General features: G+C 42.4%; 6 protein-coding genes. 4 read left to right on the forward strand and 2 right to left on the reverse strand.

All coding sequences use genetic code 11. The features are described 5' to 3' along the window. Positions 1 to 133 precede the first annotated feature (133 nt). Positions 134 to 2,041 carry a vWA domain-containing protein gene (locus tag ACSX1H_RS11305; RefSeq protein ID WP_439184017.1) on the forward strand — a complete coding sequence of 636 codons (1,908 nt, stop codon included), beginning with the start codon at positions 134 to 136 and terminating at the stop codon, positions 2,039 to 2,041. 138 nt (positions 2,042 to 2,179) lie between these two features. Here the strand turns inward: ACSX1H_RS11305 and ACSX1H_RS11310 are convergent, their stop codons facing one another. Continuing rightward, a complete protein-coding gene (locus ACSX1H_RS11310) occupies positions 2,180 to 3,421 on the reverse strand; it encodes a 3-phosphoshikimate 1-carboxyvinyltransferase (protein WP_439184019.1) in 1,242 nt (413 codons plus the stop codon). Between the two features lie 45 nt (positions 3,422 to 3,466). After that, on the reverse strand, positions 3,467 to 4,537 hold the full coding sequence (aroB, locus tag ACSX1H_RS11315) for a 3-dehydroquinate synthase (protein WP_439184020.1): 1,071 nt from the start codon (positions 4,535 to 4,537) through the stop codon (positions 3,467 to 3,469). A 226-nt stretch (positions 4,538 to 4,763) separates the two neighbouring features. On the opposite strand from aroB, the gene ACSX1H_RS11320 reads away from it, so the two are divergent. The 3 genes from ACSX1H_RS11320 (at position 4,764) to dprA (ending at position 7,047) form a co-directional block, all read left to right on the forward strand. Continuing rightward, positions 4,764 to 5,228, forward strand: a complete 465-nt coding sequence (locus ACSX1H_RS11320) for a hypothetical protein (RefSeq protein WP_439184022.1) — start codon at positions 4,764 to 4,766, stop codon at positions 5,226 to 5,228. Beyond that, a complete protein-coding gene (locus ACSX1H_RS11325; protein ID WP_439184023.1) occupies positions 5,203 to 5,853 on the forward strand; it encodes a hypothetical protein in 651 nt (216 codons plus the stop codon). Before ACSX1H_RS11320 ends, ACSX1H_RS11325 begins: the two co-directional genes overlap by 26 nt. An 84-nt stretch (positions 5,854 to 5,937) precedes the next feature. After that, positions 5,938 to 7,047, forward strand: coding sequence for a DNA-processing protein DprA (gene dprA, locus ACSX1H_RS11330; protein ID WP_439184025.1), 1,110 nt, complete (start codon positions 5,938 to 5,940; stop codon positions 7,045 to 7,047). Positions 7,048 to 7,052: the final 5 nt, after the last annotated feature.

Here is a 7,052-nt window from a genome sequence, read left to right on the forward strand (position 1 = left end):
AAAACCAATGAGGGTTCAACTGTTTAAGTGCGGTGCTTGAATTTTACTATTTCAAATATTCACAAGTAGTTACTCAATGCAGCGACGCTATTTTAATGGTTGAGGACTGATTACATGTAAAAGCCTAAATATTATGAAAAGGAACATTTTATTAACACTTGTATTTATGTTTGCCGCAAGCATGGCAATGGTGTCGCAAACACGTATGGTCACAGGTTTGGTTACCGACGAAAGTGGAAGCCCCCTTCCAGGAGTTTCGGTAGTGAGTAAAGTCACTTCGCAGGGTACCACAACAGATTTAGCTGGCAAATACGCTATTCGGGTAAATGTTGATGGCGATATTTTGCGTTTTAACTTTATCGGCATGGTGCCGCAGGATATTCCAGTTGAGGACAAAACTCTGATTAATGTTGTTCTTAAAGAAGAAGCGAGCACAGTTGATGAGGTCGTAGTTGTAGGATATGGCACACAGAAAAAAAATGTAATAAGCAGGGCGGTTAGTGGGGTAAAAATTAGAGGTGTCGGGAGGATTGGTAAGCGAGAAAACGCCATGCAAACGCAGCAGGCCTTTTTTTCGATGAATAATTATGATGCTGAGTTCAATACCGAAAATTATGCCTCGATTAATGAAAATGGGTATAAGCAGGTTACTCAGCAGCCTTTATCCACTTTTTCGGTGGATGTGGATCGGGCGGCCTACGCCAATGTACGCCGATTTCTAAACAACGGGCAATTGCCGCCGCATGACGCGGTTCGGATTGAAGAGATGATTAACTATTTTGATTACGCGTATGCAGCTCCTGTTAATGAAGAACCTTTTGCAGTTCATTCAGAACTAGCTGTTTGTCCCTGGAACGCAGAGCACCATCTGCTTAAAATAGGTCTGAAAGGGCGCGCGATTGAGAAGCATAATTTACCGCCATCTAACCTGGTTTTCTTAATTGATGTTTCGGGTTCAATGAATAGTCCAAATAAGTTGCCATTACTCAAGTCTTCTTTCCGCTTATTGGTTAATGAGTTGCGACCTGAAGATCATGTGGCAATTGTGGTGTATGCAGGAGCGGCTGGAGTGGTGCTCGAACCCACATCGGGTAGGGACAAGAAGAAGATACTTGCTGCTTTTGATCAACTGAAGGCTGGAGGTTCAACCGCTGGTGGTGCCGGGCTTAAGCGGGCCTATAAACTAGCCAGGGAAAATTACCAGGAGCACGCCAATAACCGCATTATTCTGGCCACCGACGGGGATTTTAATGTCGGTGTCAGCTCTAACGCAGCTATGGAAGAATTGGTGGAGAAAGAGCGAGATAGTGGCATATTTATGACCGTTTTGGGCTTTGGGATGGGCAACTATAAAGATGACCGTATGGAGATAATAGCGGATAAGGGAAATGGTAACTATGCCTATATTGATAACTTGCAGGAGGCACAAAAAACATTGGTCAGCGAGTTTGGTGGCACCTTGTTTACCATTGCCAAAGATGTAAAGTTTCAGATTGAATTTAATCCGGCTAAAGTGTTAGGCTATCGGTTAATTGGTTATGAAAACAGGCTGTTGAATGATGAGGACTTTAATGACGATAAGAAAGATGCCGGCGAAATTGGGGCAGGTCATACTGTTACGGCTTTGTATGAAATTATTCCGGTAGGAGCAAAAGATGCAAATAAGTGGATAAAGGCTGTTGATAAGTTGAAATATCAGAAGAAAAAGGAAGTGGAAAGCTTGGTTTCCGATGAGTGGTTAACTCTTAAGTTACGCTATAAGCAGCCCAATGAAACCAGAAGCCAGTTGATGGAGCAACCGCTTAGTGATGAGGTCAAAAAATTTGAAATAGCCAGCGATGATTTTCGTTTTGCAGCAGCTGTGGCCGGTTTTGGCATGTTACTAAGCGACTCTGAATACAAAGGAGACATCAGTTACGATACCATTCGGGCCATGGCAAAAGCAGCCCGAGGGAACGATGAGGAGGGGTTTAAAGCTGAAATGATTCGTCTGGTAAAAACCGCTGAATCATTGAGTGAGAATTTGGTTGTGACCAACTAAACAAAAAATAGGGAAGGCTTGATTTAAAACATGGTCTTAAACTAAGCCTTCCCTGATATATTTTTTCAATACAAACTACATATCACGATTATTGCTCAATGTGTCGGCCTGTATAGTTGTAAGAGCTATCGTTAGCGCTTATCCTTCTATGGTTTTAAAGCCGATGCCTGCCATGGCAATGTCTTCCCAGTAATGTGGGTACGACTTGGTTACCACCATTGGGTCGTTAATCACCAGGTTTGCGTATTTAAGGGCTGCCGGGGCAAATGCCATTGCCATGCGGTGATCCTTATACGTGTCAATGGCTATGGGTGATTCTAGTGCTATTTCTGTGCGCTCACCATCCCATTTTAAATCATCAGTATTGTTGCTGGTCAGTTGGAAGCCTAGTTTTTGTAGTTCGTTAATCAGCGCACTGATGCGGTCCGTTTCTTTAATTTTTAGTGTTTGTAAACCGGTAAAATGGAAGGGAATATCCATTAAACAGCAGGTAACAGCCAATGTTTGCGCTAAGTCGGGTTCGTTAATGAAATTGTAGTTAAAACGTCCTGGTGTTTTGCCGGTATTAGTAAGGGTAGTTCCATTTTTAGAAAACTTAGTGGTGACCCCTAGCTTCTCAAACATATTTTTGACTTTCGAATCACCTTGGAGGCTTATCTTTTTGAGTCCTTTGAGTATGACTTCAACACCCGGGTTAAAGGCAACTATTTCATACCAATAGCTGGCGGCACTCCAGTCCGATTCCGCAGTTACCACTTTGGGCTGATAGGGTGCTTCAGGCACTGTTATAACATTGCCTTTCCAATGAGACGTAACACCAAACTCCTTCATAAGTGCCAATGTCATCTCCAGGTAAGGACGCGAAATGATTTCGCCAGTCAGCGTTAGTTTGAGGCCATTTTCAATGGTGGGTGCTATCATAAGCAGCGCTGATATATACTGACTGCTCACATTACCGGGTAGTTCCAGCTCACCGCCTTCCAGGTTGCTGCCAAAAATACGTAAGGGTGGATAGCCTTCCTTCTCAACATATTCTATTTTAGCTCCCAGGTGGTTCAAGGCATCCACCAATGTTTTAATAGGGCGCTGTTTCATGCGCTCCGAACCGGTAAGTATCCATTCTCCAACAATCTTTGATAAGAAAGCCGTTAGAAAACGCATTGAAGTACCGGCTGCTCCAACATCAAAAGTAGTGGAATTGGAGTTCAATACGCCCAGCATCGCTTTGGTATCATCACTGTCCGAAAGGTTTTTAATTTCGTAAGGACTATAGCTTAACGCGTTCAGAAGCAACAGGCGGTTGCTGATGCTTTTTGACGATGGGAGTTGTACTTGAATACTCTTTTCTGATATGTTGGTTGTAGTGAGTTGATATTGCATGGTAAATAAAAATTCTGAAATTGGTCAATGGCGTAAAAAATGTCTTTAGTTGATGTTTGAATAAAAGTGAAGGGCATCAAACACTTCTTCCTTGGTGGCCTGGCAGTTAATCTGAATTTTACCAATGGCTTCCAGGAGTGTAAAATTAATCTGGTTCGATTCGTTCTTTTTATCGTGGGTCATCAACTGGTAAAGCTCTTCTAAATGGCTTTCGTCGAACTCAAAATGACCATAGATGGCCTCAAGGTGATTGGCAATTTCCATTACCAGCGGCATTGGAAAGCCCAATCGAATGTGCGAAAGGTATAATTCACAGATCATGCCAAATGCGACTGCATAGCCGTGCAGCACAGGTCTGTTTTCGTGCATGGCCAAGCTTTCGAAAGCATGCCCGAAGGTATGGCCAAAGTTCAGGGCCTTGCGGATATGGTTTTCCAGCGGATCGTTTTGCACAAAATGATCCTTGATGCGAATCGAATCGGCAACCAGTTCCTTTAGTAATTCATAGTCGGGTTGATTGATGTCATAGGCCTTTAGCTGCTCCCACTTCTCAGTTGAATAGATAAAGGCATGTTTCAGCATTTCAGCAAAGCCCGAAATAATGTTTTCACTGTCCAGTGTATCCAGAAAACTGGTTTCAATCAACACCGCTGTGGCCTGGTTGAAAACGCCCACTTCGTTCTTAAACCCTTCAAAGTTAATTCCTGTTTTTCCACCAATCGATGCGTCTACTTGTGCCAGTAAGGTGGTGGGGATATTGATGAACTGAATGCCCCGTTTAAAAGTAGAAGCTGCAAATCCGCCCAGGTCGCATGGCATGCCCCCGCCGAGGGTGATAAGCAGTGATTTTCGGTCGGCACCCCCGTGACTCAATAAATGCCATACTTTTGACAATGAGTCAATGCCCTTATTGTTATCGCCCGATGGAATAATCACCGTTCTGTCGGGCGATAAACCAATGGCGTCCTTTATTTTGGGGTAACACAGTTTAAAGGCTGTTTCATCAGACAGTAGAAAAACTTTATCGTGTTGAAAATTATTGATGAAATGTTCAATATCCTTTGTAAGGTCTTCAACAATAAACACATTAGATTCTTTGGACAGTAACGGATACATGATAAAATGATATCGAATGAAACAAGCTAATTATGGTTTTGCAACAGTCAAGTACAAATCACCTGTCTGATTTTGCAATGATGCCTGCAAAAATAGTTATTTTTAGCAATCCAATTTGTATTTTTAATTTTCTTTATGGGAAAGAGTGATGAATTATAATATTTCAAAGTTAATTTGTAACGATTTGTAAAATCACTACCCTTTCTGCTATCACAATATTTTAAATATGACTTTAAAGTTTAATAATCGGACAAGAGCGAAGAAGTACAGTACAGTATTGCGTATCATCGTTATGCTGGCCATTTTGCCAATCGGCTTGAATTATTTATGGATTGAAACAAGCGATAAGTTTGTGGAAATGGCCATTTGGCTGTTTCTAATTTTTATTATTGCCATGTACTACCTGAGCGGGTTTTGTTATGTTGAGGCAGAAGCCACCCCACAAAAACTGGACGTAAAGTATTACAACTTATTTCCATTTTGGCGTGAGTATAAGCGTATTGTTATTCCTGTAGAGCGTATCAAGTATGTTAAAGTCAGAGGCGGATTAGGTAGTTTCGGCGCTGGTTTGTTAATTTGCGGGCGAATTAAGGGACGGATAGCCATGTTTCCAACAGTTGGCTTGAGTGCCTGCAGTAAAAAACAAATTCAGGAGTTAAAAGATTATGCAGCAACTGTGTCAAAAACATAGCCAGTTAAGCAACCTGTTGAAGCGGGTAGCTTTGACTTTACTTATTGTGGCTGTTGGAGAGTGTGTTTACGGACAGTTTAAAAATAACGACTGGTACATCAGTCCAAAAATATCTTTTGCCGATTACAGCAATAAAAATGACTGGAACGGTTACAGTATCCAAAAAGTACCACCTATCTCGCTTTCGGTTGAGAAAGGCGTAACCGACTACCTAAGTGCAGGTGCTTTGCTGGGCATCAGCCGCGATAAATATGTGAATGATACGCTTTCATCTAATGTGCACCGGTATTCTGAATTCGCTTTCGGAGGTGTTGCTAATCTTCATTTTGCTGGTTGGATTGAAAAATGGAGCAACTACAATATCTTTCTGGGGGATTGGGATTTTTACGCCGGACTCAGTGTTTTAATGAACTGGGAAGGGGCAAAAGAAACAGATGTATGGAATGCTGAACTTCAAAAGTATGAGAGTAATAACTCCAGTGATTTTAGCTTTTCTGTGAGACCATTGATAGGGGTCAGGTACTTCGTAAATGATAATTTTTGTATGCTCTTGGAAGTTGGAGAAGGCAACATGGGCCTGGTTACAACAGGCATTACTTTTCGCATCCCTTCGCATTACTACTAGCCACATTTCCAGCTAATAATTGCACTGTTGACTTGGTTTAATGGAATTATTTTCTACTTTAGTAGTTAATAATCAAACCTCCATTTGTCAGAACGCTTAAAATATCAACTTGGCATTAGTCTGATAAAGGGCATAGGACCCAAACTAGCCCGCAACCTCGTGGCCTACATCGGCGATGAGCAAGCCGTTTTCTCCCAAAGTTTAAGAGCATTAACCGCTGTGCCGGGTATTGGATATAGCCTTGCAAAAGCCATCAAATCCAGCGAGGTGTTAGCACGTGCCGACAAAGAGCTCGATTTTATACACAAACACAATATCAAGGTTTTTTATTTTACCCAGGATGATTATCCCAGGCGCTTATCCTATTGCGATGATGCGCCCATTGTGCTTTATGGAAAGGGAAATAGTAGCCTGGAAGGCAAAAAGGTGATTGGCATTGTGGGGACGCGAATGGCCTCAGACGATGCACGAATTAATTGTGAGAGCCTGATTGAAGCCTTGGCGCAGCGATATCCTGAAACAATAGTCGTTAGTGGGCTGGCTTATGGAGTAGATGTTTGTGCACATAAAGCAGCGCTTAAGTACCAACTGCCTACTTTTGGAGTATTAGCACATGGTCTGGACCGTATTTACCCGGCATTGCACCGAAATGTGGCGAAGCAAATGCTGGAGGACGGTGGCTTACTAACCGAATTTATGTCAGAAACCAAACCAGATCGTCCCAATTTTGTGCGTCGAAACCGCATAGTGGCTGGTTTGGTGGATGCATTGGTAATGGTCGAGTCAGGCATTAAAGGTGGTGCTATCATTACAGCGCGCATTGCGCAATCGTATAATCGGGATGTGTTGGCTTTTCCGGGAAGAGTTAACGACGAGTTGGCGCGGGGAGGAAACTATTTAATAAAAAATAATATTGCAGCATTAATCGAAAACGTCGATGATTTAGAATATGCCTTGGGGTGGGAGAGCCATAGTAAGCAGGAGGTAGTGCAGAGCTCTCTTTTTCACACCTTTAGTTCGGCCGAAGAGAAGGCGCTTTATGATATATTGCTGGAGAGTAAGGAGTTGACAGCTAATGAGCTATGTGTTAAAAGTGGGCTGCCCGTTAGCAAAGTGAGTGCTACTATGCTGTCCCTTGAGTTTGGTGGCTTGATAAAATGCCTGCCCGGAAATACATTTAAATTGATTAAGTAAAATAA

The sequence above is a fragment of the Carboxylicivirga taeanensis genome, from assembly GCF_051851475.1.
Lineage (GTDB): Bacteria > Bacteroidota > Bacteroidia > Bacteroidales > Marinilabiliaceae > Carboxylicivirga > Carboxylicivirga taeanensis.

What these genes read in the sequence shown, in the direction of transcription:
- ACSX1H_RS11320 (WP_439184022.1), top strand. Translation starts at nt 4,764, where the DNA reads ATGACTTTAAAGTTTAATAATCGGACAAGAGCGAAGAAGTACAGTACA.
- aroB (WP_439184020.1), bottom strand. Translation starts at nt 4,537, where the DNA reads ATGTATCCGTTACTGTCCAAAGAATCTAATGTGTTTATTGTTGAAGAC.
- ACSX1H_RS11325 (WP_439184023.1), top strand. Translation starts at nt 5,203, where the DNA reads ATGCAGCAACTGTGTCAAAAACATAGCCAGTTAAGCAACCTGTTGAAG.
- ACSX1H_RS11305 (WP_439184017.1), top strand. Translation starts at nt 134, where the DNA reads ATGAAAAGGAACATTTTATTAACACTTGTATTTATGTTTGCCGCAAGC.
- ACSX1H_RS11310 (WP_439184019.1), bottom strand. Translation starts at nt 3,421, where the DNA reads ATGCAATATCAACTCACTACAACCAACATATCAGAAAAGAGTATTCAA.